This window comes from Alteromonas sp. 4NS20-0143, from assembly GCF_057542855.1.
This window is the reverse complement of sequence record NZ_BAAJLR010000001.1, coordinates 104072-121676: the sequence shown is the minus strand read 5'-3', so window position 1 is coordinate 121676 and position 17605 is coordinate 104072. Positions and strand designations below refer to the sequence as shown.

14 protein-coding genes are annotated in these 17605 nt (G+C 44.4%); 5 read left to right on the top strand and 9 right to left on the bottom strand.

Features of this window, described 5'->3' with window-relative positions; all coding sequences use genetic code 11:
- Positions 1–231: 231 nt before the first annotated feature.
- The 3 genes from AC27HD_RS00500 to AC27HD_RS00490 form a co-directional block, all read right to left on the bottom strand.
- Positions 232–2850: a M1 family metallopeptidase gene (locus AC27HD_RS00500; protein ID WP_487103107.1), complete on the bottom strand. Its 2619-nt coding sequence runs from the start codon at positions 2848–2850 to the stop codon at positions 232–234.
- A 214-nt stretch (positions 2851–3064) separates the two neighbouring features.
- Entirely contained in the window at positions 3065–4984 is a 1920-nt protein-coding gene (locus tag AC27HD_RS00495) for a methyl-accepting chemotaxis protein (protein ID WP_487103105.1), read from the bottom strand.
- Between the two features lie 133 nt (positions 4985–5117).
- Positions 5118–5369, bottom strand: coding sequence for a hypothetical protein (locus tag AC27HD_RS00490; protein ID WP_032096842.1), 252 nt, complete (start codon positions 5367–5369; stop codon positions 5118–5120).
- Positions 5370–5563: 194 nt separating this feature from the next.
- Here AC27HD_RS00490 and AC27HD_RS00485 point away from each other — a divergent pair, with 194 nt between their 5' ends.
- Entirely contained in the window at positions 5564–5968 is a 405-nt protein-coding gene (locus AC27HD_RS00485; RefSeq protein ID WP_032096663.1) for a type 2 periplasmic-binding domain-containing protein, read from the top strand.
- Between the two features lie 102 nt (positions 5969–6070).
- On the opposite strand, the gene AC27HD_RS00480 is transcribed toward AC27HD_RS00485, so the two are convergent.
- Positions 6071–6979, bottom strand: a complete 909-nt coding sequence (locus AC27HD_RS00480; RefSeq protein WP_032096664.1) for a LysR family transcriptional regulator — start codon at positions 6977–6979, stop codon at positions 6071–6073.
- A gap of 169 nt (positions 6980–7148) precedes the next feature.
- On the opposite strand from AC27HD_RS00480, the gene AC27HD_RS00475 reads away from it, so the two are divergent.
- The 4 genes from AC27HD_RS00475 to idi all read left to right on the top strand — a co-directional run bounded on the left by AC27HD_RS00475 (position 7149) and on the right by idi (position 12141).
- Complete coding sequence (locus AC27HD_RS00475) at positions 7149–7979, top strand: type 1 glutamine amidotransferase domain-containing protein (RefSeq protein ID WP_487103874.1); 831 nt, start codon at positions 7149–7151, stop codon at positions 7977–7979.
- Between the two features lie 19 nt (positions 7980–7998).
- On the top strand, positions 7999–9153 hold the full coding sequence (locus AC27HD_RS00470) for an iron-containing alcohol dehydrogenase (RefSeq protein WP_032096844.1): 1155 nt from the start codon (positions 7999–8001) through the stop codon (positions 9151–9153).
- A 314-nt stretch (positions 9154–9467) separates the two neighbouring features.
- Entirely contained in the window at positions 9468–11342 is a 1875-nt protein-coding gene (locus tag AC27HD_RS00465) for a putative bifunctional diguanylate cyclase/phosphodiesterase (protein WP_487103102.1), read from the top strand.
- A gap of 229 nt (positions 11343–11571) precedes the next feature.
- Positions 11572–12141, top strand: coding sequence for an isopentenyl-diphosphate Delta-isomerase (idi, locus tag AC27HD_RS00460; RefSeq protein ID WP_200883171.1), 570 nt, complete (start codon positions 11572–11574; stop codon positions 12139–12141).
- Here idi and AC27HD_RS00455 read toward each other — a convergent pair.
- Genes AC27HD_RS00455 through AC27HD_RS00435 form a run of 5 tightly spaced genes read right to left on the bottom strand, consistent with a single transcriptional unit; the run spans position 12138 to position 17560 of the window.
- Positions 12138–13013 (bottom strand): Brp/Blh family beta-carotene 15,15'-dioxygenase, encoded by an 876-nt coding sequence (locus AC27HD_RS00455; protein WP_487103099.1) that lies wholly within the window; start codon positions 13011–13013, stop codon positions 12138–12140. The two genes, idi and AC27HD_RS00455, sit on opposite strands and share 4 nt — an antisense overlap.
- On the bottom strand, positions 13013–14203 hold the full coding sequence (locus AC27HD_RS00450) for a lycopene cyclase family protein (RefSeq protein ID WP_487103097.1): 1191 nt from the start codon (positions 14201–14203) through the stop codon (positions 13013–13015). Before AC27HD_RS00450 ends, AC27HD_RS00455 begins: the two co-directional genes overlap by 1 nt.
- On the bottom strand, positions 14196–15110 hold the full coding sequence (locus AC27HD_RS00445; RefSeq protein ID WP_487103095.1) for a phytoene/squalene synthase family protein: 915 nt from the start codon (positions 15108–15110) through the stop codon (positions 14196–14198). Before AC27HD_RS00445 ends, AC27HD_RS00450 begins: the two co-directional genes overlap by 8 nt.
- A complete protein-coding gene (gene crtI, locus AC27HD_RS00440; RefSeq protein ID WP_487103093.1) occupies positions 15100–16710 on the bottom strand; it encodes a phytoene desaturase family protein in 1611 nt (536 codons plus the stop codon). The genes AC27HD_RS00445 and crtI overlap by 11 nt, the downstream gene beginning before the upstream one ends.
- Entirely contained in the window at positions 16703–17560 is an 858-nt protein-coding gene (locus tag AC27HD_RS00435; RefSeq protein WP_032096668.1) for a polyprenyl synthetase family protein, read from the bottom strand. The genes crtI and AC27HD_RS00435 overlap by 8 nt, the downstream gene beginning before the upstream one ends.
- Between the last annotated feature and the right edge of the window lie 45 nt (positions 17561–17605).

Sequence of the window (17605 nt, the reverse complement as noted above, 5' to 3'; positions counted from 1 at the left end):
CGTGTTCTTTTAGCCAGTGTGGTTCATTTTAAGCCGCGTGTAAATATAAACTTTAATCAGGCAGGGTATTCGCAATGAGTGTTTACTGTGAGTTGGTTTTGCGGGTCGGTTAGTGTAAATCGGTTAGTGTGTGACGGACATCATGTCGGCACGTGCAATAAAAAAGCACCTTTCGGTGCTTTTTTCTAACTGCTAGCAAACAGCGCTGCCTGCTATGTATTTCTGATATAGCTACTTGGCGTAATTAGCAAGAAACTTATCAAAGTCACTTTGAAACGCTGTTTTTAAGCGAAGGCACTGTTGAGATTCGTCTTGCATAATTTCAACACCTCGCGACATACCTTCGTAACGGTCTTGAATCTTGCTATAAAACGTGTTCGCCATGGCAAGGTTTGTTTCAGAGCAGCTTAAAGACACAAATTCAGGCATGCGCGCTACGTGATAGTCTGGCATCTTCTTAATCAAGGCGTCAGCGTTATTATCAAGCCACTGATACAACAAGGTATGATCATCAAGATTTCTTGCCACCCGAGCAACCATATACATGGTGTTTGCTGGTGTTATCTCATTGGTTAATGCCAAGTCTAACATCTTGAATACAGATTCCTTGTCGTCAAAACGCATGGAATAAATCAGCGTACTTTTTACGTTTGGCAACTGCGCTTTTTTAAATGCACTTACCACATCGTTAAACCATTTGGCGTTATCTTTATCTGCACTATTTTTTGTCGCAATAGCAATGGCAGTTCCGGCAAGGCCAGAAGAAACACTTGTTGTATCGTCGATGTACTTTTTAGCGAGCACGTTACTCTTCTCAACCAAGCTATCGCTATCGGCATACATACCTAGAAAGCCATACAGCTGGTTGCGAAGGCGAATAATGTCTGTCGAATCATCATCTGCCTGAGTAAGGCTCAGTGAATCTAATAGCGGCATATAATTTTTAGTAAGCAAGGTAGCATACGCATCGCGATTGCTATCATTAACTAAGTAATCAAATTCTTGCAGTACACCTACAGCTGCGCGAATAACGGCAGGGTCTTCGTCAGCACTTAATGCATTGAGTACTTTCATCACACTATCAACACCAACCTCATCAGCATTTAACAGCGCTTGGTAGTTATACAACACGTTTTTCTTTTCACGCTTGTTCAGTACCTCAATATTTGCCAGTAAATTGTCTAACTGCGCAGGCGAGACAGACCAGCGAAAATAGCCTGTGGCATTGTCATTAGGATACACCCAGTCAGCCTCAGCTAGCTGAGGAAGCGTTGTAGTGGTTTTGTCGATAAACACAACCTCACTTTTCATTTCGCCGTTTTGTTGGTAGGTCAACTTAAGCGGTATGGCCCACGTTTTTTCTTCTACCGATGCACCAGCAAAATGGAAGCGAGACTGAGTGACCTTACCGTCTTCTGTAATATGAATGATGGGGTAGCCTGGCTGTTCTAAATAGGCTTTCATCATTGCGCTTAAATTAAAGTCGGATACGCCATCAAGCGCTCGCCACAAATCACCAGCTACCGTATTACCCCATGAATGGGTTTTCATGTAATTACGCACGCCCTCACGGAAGCTGTCGGTACCGATTAGCGACTCAATCATTTGCAAAATTGATTCGCCTTTTGAGTAATTAAGCCCCAAACCATCCATAACGTCTGGCTGACGTTTCACTACTTTTTTCACGGGCTTTACCGTTGGGCTTGCATCTGCACCAAAAGCGCCTTCTTGAACAAGGCGATCGGCATAGTTTAACTCAGGATATAACGTCTTCATTGTGTGACTTGCAACCCATGAAGCAAACGCTTCGTTTAGCCACAGGTCGTCCCACCAGGCCATGGTCACTAAATTGCCAAACCATTGGTGGGCAAGTTCGTGCGCAATCACATTAAGTGGGCCAGAGCGCTCAGTAACACTTGGGTTATCAGCTAAAAGCAATAGGCTATCGCGATAGGTAATTAGACCCACATTTTCCATAGCGCCATGTGTGAAGTTAGGTACAGCCACAAAATCCATTTTTTTGTATGGATATTTGATGCCAAAGAAATCTTCTAAAGACGTCAGTATTTCTGGGGTGTGCTTGATAACAAACTTCGTTTTGTCGATATAGCCTTTTGGCACATAAATACGACCTGGCACAGACAACCCTGTCATCTCAGTGCTATCAAATGGGCCTACTGTGTAAGCGATAAGGTAGGTCGGCATAGGCTTTGTTTTTTCAAACTGAACGGTTTTCAAACCACCGCTTACCGACTCTTCAAGCACAGGCGTATTTGATACCACTACCTGATGGGCAGGCGCGCTAATGGTCATTTGATATGGAATTTTAAAAATAGGCTCATCAAAGCTTGGAAACGCTTTTCTAGCGTGCATGTCTTCAAACTGGGTAAAGATATAATTGTTTTCTTCAAAACGAGACAGGTACATGCCGTCTGACGACGTGTTTACATTGCCTTCAAACGCAATTTTAAGCGTGTAGTTGCCAGGCTTGATAACGTTCTCAGCCGTCCCCCAATTAATATCATAGTCACTTTCCATAACGCTTAGCGACAACGATTGCTCAGCGTTGACTAACGCAGCAGACGTAATGGATAGATCGTGCTGATAAAAACCTACTTTTTGAGTCGGTGAATTGACAACAACGTCAATCTCCGTCGTCCCCGAGTACGATGGTTTATCCGGGTCGACATTTAAGTGAATACGTTGAAAGGTGGGGCTTACTGACGATGGCAGACGATACTCAACATCGACTGCGTTAGCAACATCGGCTGCGTTAGCAAAACTGCTCAATAGCATGTTTAATGTGAGCAGCACCGCTGCCGTATTAAACAGCGCAGTTATTCGTTTCATTATAATTATTCCATGTGTGAAGCAGTGCGATATCGCCGCTGCAATGTTTTTTCCACTGCATAGAATAAAAGGGAACAAGGACTACGGCAATGCCAAGCTGTCATAATCAATAATGAAATTGTTACCGTTCGTTTCAAGCCTGACAATTGGTAGATTCGTCGCAAATAGTTGATTGAGTCAATGGCTTAATTGAAAAGGCCTTAGCGGCCTCTCCTTAGAAACGGTAGCGCCTAAGCTGCGCTTGCATTTGTTTAATTTGATCAACCAACTCATTGCAGCTTATTGCCACCTCGGTGGCATAGTTTCGATTGGCATCACCAACGGCCTTAATACTCTCAACCCCTTGAATAACGTTTCTTGCCACCTCCTTTTGCCCTTGTGCAGTATGCGAGGCCTCTTGGTTTAATCGAGTAATTCGAGCCACTGCACCTAGTGCTTGTTCCAGTGAGACTCCTGCATTTTTAGTGACTTCAAGGGTATTATAAGCCGTATCTTTATTGCGATTCATTTTTGATGCGGCTTCTCTGCTACCTTGTTGTAAACGTTCAATCGTAATGCGAATTTCTTCTGTCGATGACTGCGTTCTGCTTGCCAAAGAGCGAACTTCATCAGCTACAACAGCAAAGCCTCGTCCTTGCTCACCCGCCCTAGCCGCTTCAATTGCCGCGTTTAATGCCAGCAAGTTTGTCTGCTCGGCAATATTGCGTATCACTTCCATCACGCCGCTAATTTCTTCACTGGCTTGCGCTAACTCATCAATGACTTTAACTGACTCATCAACATCATTAGCCTGGGCTTGAATATCATCGATAGTTTGCGCAAGCACGCTTACGCTGGTTCTGGTGTCGCTATCTGCGGCTGTGGCAGCTTCACTGGAACTGGTAATACTGGCAGAGACGTTGTCAGTATTTTCTTGCAGGAGAACGATGGCTGAATCAATTTTATCGGTTTCTAAAGAAAGTAACGACACTGACTCGCTAGACTGCTCTGCGGTTTTGTTAAGCAACTGTGATTTAGTCAGCATACCGCCGGTTGTGGCATCTACGTTTTGCAATGTCTCTTGAAGCTGGCCTAATAGTTGATTAAAGGCTCTAGCCATTTGCCCAAACTCATCACCCCTTTTGCCTTCAAACCTAAAAGTAAGGTCGCCTTCGCCAGAGGTTAAGTTTGTTACCACCGCAATAAATTCCTCTAGGGGCCTACCCACTATGTATTTAACGAGCAACCATATCGTAATAAGTACACCTGCACTGGCCACCAGTACTTTTGCAATCACCGCAAAAACAGCCGCGCTTATGAGCGACGATTTTTCACTTTCCGACGCGACCAAAATAATATCGTAGCCCCACGCTTTAAAAGGCACGATCGTTGTCGACCATTTATCACTATTACTGAGTGCAGACTGCACTGTTTGCTCATTGACATGAGACGAGTGCATGCGAATATTGCCCTTACCATCTCTCAAGGCGACGAAGCCTTCATCAAGAAGGTGGCTTTTCTTAATTGCATCCTCGAGCACGTTTAAATCTGCAGAATAGCCTACATACCATATGCCAATAACACGGCCTTGGGCGTTGAACATGGGCTCATAGCCAGTGAGATAAGGGCTACCTAGAATATCTACCGCACCATAATAGGCCTGTTGTTGCTCTATTTGTTTTATAGCCTTACCGGATGGAGCGAGCTTAGTACCGATAGCTCGCGCACCGTTTTTAATAACGTTGGTACTGACCCGAATATAATCATTGCCCGTTTTACTGAATAAGGTGGCGGTACCGCCCATTACGTCAGTCAACCCGTCTACCAATGAAAAGTCGTTAGCTTGCGCTTGAGAACCGAGAAATAATTGTTGAGCTGGTGTATCTTTTACGGTGACAACCCCACCATGACTAGGAACGCCCAGCGCTTCGCCTCGCTGCTTGAGCAGCGACATACTGCTTTTTACTCGCTCCAGTACAATAGCGTCAGTAACGGTGAGAATATTAACGAGCCTGTCTGCTGTGTTTTGTTTTTGCGTTTCTATCTGCTTTACGACACTGGAAGACGTGGTGACTACTGTGATAATTGCGATAACCAAGGCTAATAAGGCGATGACAGAACTAATTGCTAATAAAAACTTACGCTGGATCGACATACAATTTTCGCTCGCTCATGAAGGTTGTTAATGCTAGTTGCTAATTATTGTTATTCAGGCACCTTCCCTAGTTAACGCACTCCATATACTTAAATTTAGGTAACTTTTTCCATAGAGCAAATTTTTTTATCATTTACTTCATATTCACCTTACCGCCAATCATTTTTAGAGAAGGAGTTCCTCGAATTAATGCATCTCGTGCAAATTGCTGTTCGCAGTTAGGGCATATGCCCTCTTCTTTTGTGAAGTCCTCAACTATTCGCTCTTTGAAACACTTAACCAACGCCCCTTTACCGCCTTTTTTGTATTTATAGAGTAAGGTTTTACACTTAGCACAATAGATCTGAACGGTTTTTTCCGGGGCTTTTTTTCGGGGTTTTGCCATCAATACCTCGCCAATACTCATTCTACGTTTTGCTACCATTGTACAATCGCAGCATGGTGTTATTTTCAGCTATACTTTAACAGACGTAAACACGACTCACTGTTTCTTTCCTTTATTGGCTAAACTGTTTTCAGACCATCTGAATGACGAGCGTTCTATAACGGATTTATTTACAACGATTAAAGGTAACCTTCATGAAATTTATTTTCGCACTGTGTCTTTTGCTTTCAACGCCTGTATTTGCTAGCACGGCTATCATCATTAATGCCAACAATGCTTCGGGCATTGACGTTGAAATGGTGAAACGCATTTATCTTGGTAAATCAAAGGCGTTTCCTGATGGGAGCAGAGCTATCCCCCTTACGTTTGAAACAGGTAATGGACTTCGAGATACATTTAACAAAGACGTACTTGGAAAGTCTGAATCTCAATACTCAGCCTTTTGGTCAAAACTTGTGTTCACGGGTCGAGGGACGCCGCCTGAAATGATTTCAAACGAAGATGAAATGCTAACGCTCGTTGCTACAAACCCGAACACTATCGGCTTCATTGATGAGAGCAAAGTTGATGGCTCAGTAAAAATTGTAGGCACGTTCTAGCTTTTGGTTCGATTAACTCGCCTGTTCAGTTTAAAAGAAATGCGCAGTACAGTGCCCCCTGTACTGCGTTTTGAGTCTTTCACCCTCGTACTAGCCCTCGTTCTAGCTTGGATATTCGGCAAGGTAATTTAAGTTAGTAAATGCAGTGATAACGTCCTTAGCAAAATCTACTCTCGGGTTAGAAAGTGCGCCCTTTTTCCACACTAAGTATAAATCATTCTCTGGACCAGGCTTGCCCAGCTGGATAAGCTCACCCTGCTTTATGCCTTGCTTGCAAAGGTAATCGGGCAATACTGAATAACCAACCCCAGACGTAACAATAGACGCGATAGCTCTTATATCTGGACAAATAGCTGCCACAGGCGAGTCGCATTTAGCATTAAACACATCAGCAAAGTAGCGGCGAATAAGGGGAAGTTGTTCATCGTAAGCGACCACTTTATGCGTATTTAATAGAGAAGCTGTAACCTCGCGCTCTCCTATCAACTTGCCCTGAACTCGGTTCATAACAAGGATTAGTCGCTCTTTATCCAGTTTTTGATATTCATACATAGTCGATTCTGGCTCTGAACCGGTAATAGCAAGCTCGGCCACGTCGTTTTTTAACAGGCCATAGATATCTGTTTTATTGCCGGTATGGACAACCAGGTTGACTCTATCGGCCTGCAGCAGATTGGCAAGTGTTGGCCCCGCCACAGAGCTGAGGTATTCAGCAGGCCCAGCAAGGTGCAGTGTACCGTGATCTGTAGAAGCTCGACTTCGAATGGACGCCACTTTTTGCTCAAGAATGTCGATGTGACTAGATACTTGAAGCGCCAAATCATCGGCAATTGGGGTTGGCTCCACGCCTCTCGCTTTTCGAACAAACAGCTCCTTCCCCACAATGGACTCCATTGCTTGAATATGCGATGTAACTGCAGGCTGTGACATATGTAGCCTCGATGCGGCTCGAGTAATGTTGCCACTGCGATACACTTCAACAAAGGTTTTTAACTGCGTAAGATATGACATCGACCTACCCATCAGATTATTGATGGCTGATACTAACTTATCTGACTTCTCGTGCCAATTAAACCTCCGTAAGATGTAGCCCATTGAAGCAATTGGCTTAAATCAATAAGGATTTTTTGTGAACAAGACACTACCGATATTATTACTTATCTCATCATCATCGCTATCGCTGAGCGCTTTCAGTCACGGGCACGGAAGCGGTGAAGGTCATGAAAGTCAGACTAATACCAAAGGCGAGGTACTGGTACTGCTATCAAGCGAAGATAGAATGCAGCTTGCAGAAGGTAAAACTGAGCCAACGGGGTATTATTTAAATGAATTTGGCGTACCCGCAAAAGCACTGGTCGACGCCGGTTACACTCTGGTATTAGCCACGCCGAAAGGCAATGCGCCCGCCGTAGACAGTAAATCGGTGATCCCGCAGTATTTTGGCGGTGACAGTGCCTACATGGAGCAAATACAACGCTTTGTTGCCTCTATTGATGGCATTGACGATACCCTATCGCTTTCAGAAGTCATCGATGCAGGTTTAAATAACTACAAGGGCGTGTTTATTCCTGGCGGCCACGCCCCACTTATCGACTTAGCCAACAACCCTGAAGTGGGTAAAATTTTGAGCTATTTTCATAATGCAGAAAAGCCCACCGCGGCAATATGCCATGGCCCAATCGCGCTTTTATCCGCACAAAACGACCCTGAAGCGTTTAATTCATCGCTTAAAAGCCAAGCCAATGCAGAGGCTGACGACTGGATTTACGCGGGTTATGAAATGACGATTTTCTCACAAGCTGAAGAAGAGTATTTTGAGAGCACCCTTACCGATGCAGGCTTACTTTACTATCCTTCCGATGCGATGAGCACCGCTGGCGGCGAAATGAGTTACGAAGAAATGTGGGCCCCTCACGTGGTTGTGGACCGCGAGCTAATTACGGGACAAAACCCTTTCTCAGACAAATTACTCGCTGAAAAGCTTATTAACCAACTGAATGAACAAGACTAATAAGGACGAAAAACTGACTATGCTTAATTTTACATTTAAAAATCAAACAGAAGTGCTTTTTGGAAAGGGCCAACTCAGTGAAGTAGCCTCTCGTTTACCGCACAATGCGAAGGTGCTATTTCTTTACGGTGGTGGCTCGATTAAAAAGAACGGCATTTACGATAAAACCCTAGAAGCACTTGGCGATGCCGAAGTTGTAGAGTTTCACGGTGTTGAGCCAAACCCGGAATTTTCGACGCTGATGAAAGCCGTTGAGGTGGCTCGTGAAAACAAGGTTAACTTTATCCTTGCTGTGGGTGGCGGAAGTGTAATCGACGGTGCAAAATTTGTCGCTGCTGCGGTTAACTTTGCTGGCGACCCTTGGGATATCTTAATTAAAGAAGCACCGTTTGAAAATCCATTACCTATTGGTGCCGTACTTACACTGCCTGCAACTGGCTCAGAAAGTAACGGTAATTCAGTGGTAAATCGCAAAGAAACCTCACAGAAGCGCGCGTTTTCATCTGAGTCTGTACAGCCGGTATTTGCAGTACTTGACCCTGAATTTACCTATTCGCTACCGATGCGACAGGTATCAAATGGTGTGGTAGACGCTTTTGTGCACGTTATTGAGCAGTACCTTACCTACTCAGTTAACGCGCCGTTACAAGACAGGTTTGCAGAAGGCATTTTGCAAACGCTTATTGAAGAAGGTCCTAAGTCACTAGCAACACCTACTGATTACGACGTAAGAGCTAACGTAATGTGGTCAGCGACAATGGCGTTGAATGGTCTTATTGGCAAAGGCGTTCCACAAGATTGGGGCACTCACATGATTGGCCATGAATTGACGGCACTTCACGGTTTAGACCATGCGGTAACGCTAGCTATCGTGCTACCGTCACTAATGTATGTGCAGCGAGACAGCAAAAAAGAGAAGATTTTGCAGCTTGGTGAGCGCGTATTTAATATCTCAGAACAAAATGAAGAAAAGGCGATAGATTTGACTATTAAAGCCGTTCAAGATTTCTTTGAAACAATGCAGGTCAAAACTCGCTTATCTGATTATGATATCGATAAAACAGCCATTGATGGATTGGTTGATAACTTAGAGCGCAACGGCCTAACAGCGCTTGGTGAGCACGGCGATATTGACCTAGTAAAGGCAAGAGAAATTCTCACGCTGGCAGCCTAACGCTTAAACTCCCAAGTTTTAGGCTAAGTGCGCTAAAGCGCTAGTACAAGTAGCGCACACGCCTAAGCTAGTAGATAAAGCGAGTAGGTATCAATAACGCGCTAATATGTAGAACAAATGAGTCTGCTTATTAGCGCGGGTTTGTGCTCTTTTTAATCCGCCTAGCCTTTGTTTTCCTCTTCCTTTTTTACCTCGTCTTCAAGAATCCATACTAGCCGCAGAATCCTCATAATCTGTTTTGGTCGCATTACTTTCTTGATTTTTGCCCCCTAACCGTTACTGTATTAATCAATATATGGGTTAGGACTATCATCATGTTGGATAGAAAAGCAGAGCCCTCTTCAGTAACATCAAGCGGTAAGATGATACTTGTGAAACAACAAAGGTTAGTGCAAACCTGCGTTATCGCGAGCGTAAGTTTATTTATCGCCCTTCTCTTTGCCCGTGGGCTTGCAGTTTATATTTTTTCATTCGGTCTGCTTTCTCTTGTGGCTACTACCTGTTTGTCGGTTTGGCGATATTCGAACCTATGTAACTACCTATTCTTAATATCAATCTCGCTTATGCTGTTCCTGTTGTCGATAACTGGCGCTGGTGTATTCGATCTGGCCATGCTGGGCTATCCAAGCGTGATCATCTTTTCTGCCATCCTTGGCGATAGACGTCTATTTTTAACCACGCTGACTTCAGTGCTATTGCAGTGTGTGTTGCTGGCTTGGTTGGCTATTGAAGGCGTGGTGGTTCCCCACGCCCCGTCAGTGACGTGGTCCCACGTCATATTTATCATGATTCTTTTTATATTCACTGGTTTCTGCGTGTACATCTTGGTACAAGACATCAGGAATCTGCTGCAGTCACTGCAAATAGAAAACACAAAAGCAGAAGAAAGCCGGCTTCAGGTACAGCACCTTGCACTGCACGATCCCCTTACAGATTTACCCAACCGCTTATATGGTGAGCGACTTTTTTCGACCATGCTGGGAAAAAACAACCCATCCCAGACTAAGCTGGCACTACTGTTTATTGATTTAGATAACTTCAAGCCTATTAATGATGCATTAGGCCACGCTGCAGGCGATAAGTTTTTACAAAACATTGCGCAAACCATTGGTCAGCATTTAAACGATGATCAGTGCCTCATTCGCTTCGGGGGTGATGAGTTCATTGTGCTGGCAGCCGGCATAACCGGTAAAAATCAAGTCGATGCGCTTTGCACAAACCTAATTGCGTGGTGCAGCACTGAATTTGAAGTATTAGAAGCCAAAATAGTAGTTTCTGCGTCAATAGGAATAGCCTGCGCACCAGACGATGGAACGTCGTTTAAGCAGCTTTGTCGTAAAGCCGATGTGGCCATGTACGAGTCGAAACGCAAAGGACGAAACCGGTTTGAGTATTATAATGCCGCACTCGATGAGCGCAGTGACGTGCTGTTTAACTTACTGCAGCAATTACGCCCTGCCGTATTACATAATAAACTAGCGGTGTACTACCAACCTTTAATTGCGCTCGAAACGGGAAAAGTGTGCGCTATGGAAGCCTTGGTAAGATGGCCGCAAGAAGACGGCAGTCTTATTTTCCCCGACCAATTTATTCCCGTTGCCGAAAGCAGCGGACTCATTAATCAACTAGGCGCATTTGTGCTCACAGAAGCCTGTGAATATTGTGCTTACCAACACAGTATTGGCAACAAATATTTATCCGTGGCGGTAAATCTGTCTTTTTCACAGTTTAGGGATAATTCACTTCCCGGTATTGTTAAGTCAGCATTGCAAAAAAGTGGCTTGCCTGCCGCATCTCTTGAACTTGAACTAACAGAAAGCATACTAGCAGATGATCACGGAAACATTAGAAAGCAGCTGGTACACATTAAACAGCTTGGCGTTCAATTTTCTATTGATGACTTTGGTACAGGCTATTCCAACTTAAACTACCTGCGAGCGTTTAACGCCGGAAAATTAAAAATTGATAAGATTTTTATCACTACTCTCGGCATCGACCAAAAACACGAAACCTTAGTGTCTGCCATCATTAATATGGCAAAGAGTTTAGACATGCAGGTTGTAGCAGAGGGCGTGGAAAACGAAGCAGCAAAAGCTAAGCTGATTGAGCTTGGTTGCGATATTGGACAAGGCTACCTTTGGAGCAAGCCCATACCAAAACATGAATTCGACGTATTGCTTAACTCCTGATAACACACAGCTTCACAAGTTAAGGCTTCACGAAATAAGGCCTGATGAAAAAGAGGCATCATACCAATCAATAAAGCGCCCTTACCTCCTCGTACATAATTTGAATTTAAGCGGTAGAAAATTCACTGTTATTGCAAAGCAGCGCTTCATGCCGACTTACTTCAACTAATGTAAAACCATATTATCCCCCACGCGTATATATTAATAAATATTGGGCAGGTTCTTTTAGATGAGTATTGTTATGAATGAGTCAGTAGTGTTAGTCAATTCGATGGGCAATATGGTTGGTACATGTGAGAAACTCCAAGCTCATCAACACGGTCTTCTTCACCTTGCCTTTTCACTGATGCTAGTGAGAAAAACCGAAAACGGCTTTGAACATTTACTACAACAAAGAGCCAGTGATAAATACCACAGCGGTGGCAAATGGAGTAATGCCTGTTGTTCTCACCCTCGAGAAGGGGAAAGGCTTGATAGTGCGGTAAAGCGTCGCGTTTTTGAAGAGCTAGGTGTTACCCATTTACCTAACCCTGAGTACGTTGGCGCAATGACATACAAAGCGTCATTAGATAACGGGCTTACTGAGCATGAGTACGATCATATTTTCGTTCAGTATTGCAATGACAACGACGTTGCTCTATCACCTAACCCTGATGAAGTCAGCGCCACTCGCTGGGTAAGCGAACAAGACATTAAGGCTGAGTTATCACAAAACCCACACAGCTATACTGCTTGGTTTGCAGATTTACTGAAGCGCTTTGTGAGTGCCAGAGAACAAAAGCCAACGCATGATGCCTAGCTATTGTGGTTACAAAGGTGTGTGAGCAACACATGGGGGCACGTTACTGCAAATAGTCCGATAAAGATAAGCGGGTAGTACACACTCAACGCTTCTGTTTCGATAAAATACCAATAGGCCACGCTAAAAATCGCAACAGTTCCTAGCATGGGAATAAGCGTGGCAACAGCCAGACTTTTGAAATTCATCTGCATTGTTTTTTGCACTAACACTGTGTGGTAAACAGAGTGAACAATACAAAAGTACAGCGTGAAAAAGACAAGGGGCGGCAGCACGCACGCGCACATCACAACAATAATCATGTTCTTCACAACTGGCGTCTCAATACTGTTTTTTAACCAATAAGCCAATACAATTGCAATGCACAGCACTGCTATCACCTGCATGCCTAACGGGATAATAGACGCATGGTAGGCGGGTAAAAAAAGCCATTCAAAAACATCTTCAAGACGCTGTGAGTACACCAACGATGGGGCTGTCACCACCACGGTACTAAGACACCATGCGGGTGTCGAACGTGTTTGCTGCCAGTCGTGCCTGAAGTGGGCAACCCCAATAGTTAAAAACACTAAGAGGCACACTGTTGGCAAAAACATCCATGCAAAAAACGCCATCGCCACTAATACGGTGTACACGCAAACAAGTAGGCTGAGCTTCACGGCATAGCTGAAGCGAAATTTTCCCATGTCTTGCTTGCTTAAAGACTTAAGCATAAGGATATCTAGTGCACCATGAGGCATTCCCATGATGAAAATTACAATGAGAGCCGCTATGCCTATCCCATCATTTGAAATGGGAAAGGCCGCGTACCAGGCTATACAAAGCACGATACTTGAAATTGCAAAATAATTAAAAAGCCGATGGGTATTCATTAGTGCTCAGGGGTAAAAAGCGCTTTGACAAACGGTCTAATCGGCATAGCCTTGATGATAGACAGTACGTCTGAAAAAGTAGCGTTCTCTGTCATAAAGCGGGCAAACACATCAGCACCCACATTTTTAGCCATTGCGTTGAAGAGCGTTGGGGACAGCGCCATGTTTTTTCTCATTACCTTCAAAAATAGAGAGTCTAATGCAGAGTATAGCGGCGATATAGGCTTGGCGAGAGATAGTTTGTTTTCACTGCAGAGGCTTTGGGCTGTTTTTTCCGCCCAACGCTGAATGGTTAAAAACGCGTAGCCAGACGACGCTCTAATCATATTGCCTCGCGCACCAATACTGTTCCAATTGCCTACCTTAACGGGGGCTATTCGTGTATCCATTGGCAGCACACCCTTTTCCCACTTTTCAATAACCACATCATTGCCATAATCACCATTATTAACTATTTTCTCACAGGCAGACTGCATATCGGCAAGGGATTCATCGCGCATTGAAAAGCGAGTTAGCTCAATAAGTGCATAATCTGAATCGAAGGGTAAAATATAGGTGAACTCAAAACAGCTTTCATCAGCGGTCATGTTTGACATCAGTGCGGCCTTTTTTGCGTTAAACGACTGAGTGGACGTTTTCACCCATGCACCAACAAAATACTGATTGATAGTATTACCTTCTGGCAGAGAGACGCCACACGCACTGTCAAACCCAAAGGCCGCTGAAACTCGCCGGCCGTTCAGCGCTAGCTCAACACTATTGGCGCTGGCCTGCGTATCGGCATGAGCATCGGCATGAGCATTGGCACCTACAGAATCAATCAACTCACTATCGGTATTCCACAGCCATTCTATGGTGGGCAGGCCTTTGAGCTTGTCAAAGGCGTATCGATAAAAATCTTCGGCCTGTAAGCAGCAGTAAGCGTGTTCATTTGATTGTGTACAGTGGTGATGTTCTTGACAGCCATTTGAGAATGACCATGAAAACCAACGGCGTTTAATTAAGTTATGTAGGGAGGAAGAAATATTTTGCTCGCCCCAGAAACACCATGTTTTTTGTGTTTCGGGTTTAGCGCGCTTTTCAACGACTAATACGTTTCCTGAGTAGCCTTGTTCTGTTAACGCTAAAAGCAGGGATATGCCTGATAACCCTGCCCCGCGGATAATAATGTCTACGTTATCATTAGTCATTAATTATGCTAGCGGGCTGCAGGTCGGTAATGGAGGCGTGAAGCACATCAATACTTGGTGCACGCTTTTCAGCAAATACAGGGTAGCCACCTCTCACCATTACAGAAGAGGCTATCAGTATTTTCTTGGGTAACCCTACCCGCGTTCTTCCTTCCCAATACGCATAGTTATGACGTGCCGCCAGCTTAATGCCTATTTCGCGGTACACTGAGGCAGCGATGGCAATGGCATTTCTGCTATTTTTAGGTAAGTACCTTAATCCTTGCCAACCACTATTATAGTAACACTCACTCAATGCCAGTAACCGCTTTGTGGCATCTATTACTTTTTGCTGCGTAGTAACGGAATTTTCCACAATATCTTCAGCAGACACATCGCACCAGCAGTGGGGAATATATCGTCTTCCCATCTGCGCATCTTCAAAAACGTCTCTTGCTATATTGGTAAGCTGCATGCCAATGCCGAGGTTGGTGGCATAAGGCAACCCTTTCTCTTCAGCGCCTAAAATGGGACACATCATTAGCCCCACTACGCCTGCTACCCGGTAAGCATACCTGATAAGGTCATCCTGCGCTTTAAAATCCACGGTGTATAAATCTTGTTTTACCCCCTCTATAAGCTGTATGGGAAGCGTCGAAGAAAAGCCGAGCTCACGCTGCAATGACAGAAAATCTGCCGTGTTTGCACATAATTCGGTGTCGGTTTCAATAGCGCGCTGAATAATTTCCAGCTCTGTCTTAGCGAGCTGTTTGTCGCTACTTTCATCCGCTATATCATCAATCCAGCGACAAAAGGCGTAAAGACGAGCGGCTTGATTAAGTCTTTCTTCAGGCAAAAAATATCCTGCAAAACGAAAAGACTTACCATGTTTAGCGAGTGTTGCTAATGCCACCTCTTCATTTTGCATTCACGCCCCCACCCTGTAATTCGGGAGATGCGGATAAGCTTGACTGGGTAACATTGCAATTCGTTGAATGTGCAACGGACACAGGTTTAACCTCTGGTGCTTTTGTTGATGCCGTTTCATGGGTTTTATTAGGCACCACGCTAGGAATTAGGCTTTCTACCACTTTTGCAGAGGAAAGTACGCCGGGTAACCCTGCCCCAGGATGGGTCCCTGCACCACACAGATAAAGATTCTCTATTCCTTCTGATTTGTTGTGAAATCTAAACCACGCCGATTGAGTAAGGGTGGGAGCAATTGAAAAACCTGCGCCCTCTACACTTAAATACTCTTCAGAAAATTCTTTAGGTGTCATGTCAAATTGTTCAACAATACAGTCGCTAAGACCCGGCATGATAGATGATTCGAGAGCCTTTATAATTTTCTCTGCATACTCTTCACGAATGTCTTCCCATTGTGTCCCGGATGACAAGTTGGGAACAGGAGATAACACATAAAAGCTATCGCAACCCTCGGGCGCCATACTAGGATCTGTGGCTGTTGGGCGATGTAAATATAGGGAAAAATCGTCTGCTAACACTTTCTTATTAAAGATATCATCTAAAAGTGGCTCGTAACGCTTGCCTAACCAAATGGTGTGGTGAGCTATGTCTTCAAATTTTTTGGTAGTACCAAAATACAAAACGTACAGTCCCATGGAGAGCTTGGCATGCTTGGTTTTTATCCGAGCTGACAGTTTTTGATCTTCTTTTTTAACCAGTTTTGAATAAAGGTATTTTGGATCGATATTCGACACTAGGGTATCGCAGTCAATGGCACCCGATTCGCAGTGCACTTTTGTGGCTTTCTTATTTTCAGTTTCGATACCCGTAATAGTGGTGTTTAGCTGAATGTTAATGCCTTCTTCTTCCATTAGCTTGCCTAGCGCCTGAACTAATGCGCCGGTGCCACCCATAGCAAAATGAATTGCCCACTTTCTCTCTAAGAAATGGATTAGGTTATAAATACAGGTAGTGTCAAATGGGTTGCCGCCAACCAGTAAAGGCTGAATAGAAAAGGCTTGGCGCAGCTTTTCACTTTTTAAGTGTTCACACACTAGCTGCCACACGTTGCGGTAACAACGAAGCTTGGCAAGATTGGGAATTTGGGAGACCATGCTAGAAAGTGTATGGAAAGGTTTATCTGCCAATTGGCTAAAACCAATATCGAAGATAGCTTCTGATTCTTTTAATAGTTCGAGGTAGCCGTTCTCATCTTCTGGGCAAATACGCCTAATTTCCTCTAACGTATCTTCAAGTGTGCCGCCGTAGTTAAACGTATCGCCATCGGGGTACGCAAACTTATACCAAGGCTCTACGGGCACAATGTCTATGTAGTCTTCAATTTTCTTCCCGAAAAGTTCGAATAACTCTTCGAATAAGAAAGGTGCAGTAATCACGGTAGGACCTGCATCAAAAACAAAGCCGTTGCGACGAAAAACCCGTGCTCGCCCGCCCAATTCATTTTGGCGGTCGACTAAAGTAACGTCGTAGCCTTTTGCTTTCATACGCAAGGCCGATGCGATGCCGCCAAACCCGGCTCCAATGACTACTGCTTTATTCATTTTGGCTCCTACACACTGTCTTGAACAAAAGCTGACACGCTTTTATCGCAGACTCGCCACAATTAGCGGGTAATTCTTTCAATTCAAGTTCGCAGCGTTTAAGTAAATACTGCGCTCGCGTTCTAGCCAGTTCAATGGCCTGGTCGTGATCAGATTCTCTAGCCAATAAATTAACCACATTGAGCTGACCATTGGCTAAATCTGCCTGCCAATCATCCATGTCATCAGCGATTTGATAGGCTATTGCAAACTGGCGAATGGCTTCACTGGCTTTGTCGACTGCGCTTTCATAATTAGCTGCAACGAGCGGTAGCGCTAGAGATAGCTGTAGAAGAGGCCCAGATTTCTCTGCTGCGATAATTTCAAAGTCGGCAAGTGATTTAACCTGTTGATGGATATCCTTGCACTGACCTTCGATAGTTTTGGAAACATTGTTGCTTACACAGCGAATTAAAGCAGGAAGTTTTGCAACGTCTTCAATATCGCTCAAAGCGCCGTAGGCCTTTGACAGCATTAAGTCACCTGCGCACAGCGCGATGTCTTTTCCAAACCGGCTCCAGACAGACGCCCGACCACGGCGCTGTGCGTCGTTGTCTTGCAAATCGTCATGAACCAGCGAAGCATTGTGTAATAGCTCTACACAGCTAGCTAGCGTTAAAGCAGTTTGCTCGTTAAGTGACAATGCCTCGCAAGCTTGAAGGCAAAGTTTAGCTCGTGTTCGCGAACCTCCGCTTTGAAGGTGGTAACACGCAGCTGAATTTTCTGATACAGATGAAAAGAGCTCTTTTTCTAATAACTCCATTACCTGTAGGCTGTTTTTACTGGTGCTTTTAGTTTTGCTTTTGTTCATTTTCACACCCTTGGCAGTAACGCTTGCGCTGCTTTGCAGCGCAAG